The 1,173-nt window shown below is 49.5% G+C and carries 2 protein-coding genes; both read right to left on the reverse strand.

The genetic code is table 11. The features are described from left to right. Positions 1-569: 4Fe-4S binding protein (locus GPL15_RS19235; protein WP_215700297.1), on the reverse strand; the 569-nt coding region annotated here is incomplete at its 3' end. Between the two features lie 22 nt (positions 570-591). Further along, a partial coding sequence (locus tag GPL15_RS19240) for an electron transfer flavoprotein subunit beta/FixA family protein (RefSeq protein ID WP_252198511.1) occupies positions 592-1,173 on the reverse strand: 582 nt, incomplete at its 5' end.

The following is a 1,173-nucleotide window of genomic DNA, read 5'->3' on the forward strand; positions in this document are numbered from 1 at the left end:
AACTTGGTACAGTCTGCTGTCAGTCCTGTGTTGGCTTTCACTGCCAGGCAGGGGCCAAGGTCACGGCCGATATGGGTTGCTCCCAACAGCACGATTTCCGGTTTGTATTCTTCAATCGCTTCATAAATCACTTTTGTATAGGCATCGGTGCGGTAGGTGGACAGTTCCGGATCATCCGCAACATACACTTTGTCAGCTCCGTAAGCGAACAGTTCGTCCGCAAGCCCTTCGATCCCTTCTCCGCAGAGCACTGCGCAGAGTTCACAGCCCACTTCCGCTGCCAGCTTTTTGCCTTCTCCAAGAAGTTCGATTACTACAGGCATTACTTTTCCGTCTCTCTGCTCTGCAAATACCCAAACTCCCTTATATGCGCTTAAATCTTTCTCTTCTTTTTCTTCTTCTACCTTTTCAATCGCCTTGAATGGACATTTCTCCACGCACACGCCGCAGCCCGTACATGCGGTTCCGATCACTGCCAGCTTGTTTTCCATGGTAATTGCATCAAAAGGACAGTTCTTCACGCAGATGGAACAGCCTTTACATTTTTCTTTAATTACATTTACTGCCATTTTATTATCCGTCCTTTCTCAATTAGATGTAATGTTTCTCTTTTAATCTGCCTACTAAAGCTGCGCTCATATCCTGGATGGTTCCGCTTAACATCTCGCCTTTTCCCTTTGGCGGCGGGGTGAAGGAACGGAATACCTGGGTTGGGGATGCGTTGAGGCCGCAGTTTTTCGGGTCTAATTCTACATCGTCATGGTTCCATACGGTGATGTCTTTCTTATATGCGTCTACAATTCTTCCAACGCTCATGTATCTCGGCTCGTTTAATTCTTTTACCGCGGTCAGAAGGCATGGGGTCTGGACTTCGATCACTTCGTAGCCGTCTTCCATCTGTCTCTGTACAATGGCTTTGCCTTCTTCCAGATTGATCTCCTGGACATAGGTTACTACAGGAAGTCCCAGTCTCTGGGCAACCTGAGGTCCTACCTGGGCGGTATCTCCGTCGATAGCCTGACGTCCTGCGAAGATCACGTCCACGCCGCCCACTTTACGGATTCCGGCTGCGATGGTGGTGGATGTGGCACAGGTGTCGGCTCCGCCGAATGCCCGGTCGCTCAAAAGGTATGCTTCATCAGCGCCCATTGCCAGACATTCTCTCAGCATATA

This window comes from Clostridium sp. MCC353, from assembly GCF_018785315.1.
GTDB lineage: Bacteria > Bacillota > Clostridia > Lachnospirales > Lachnospiraceae > CHH4-2.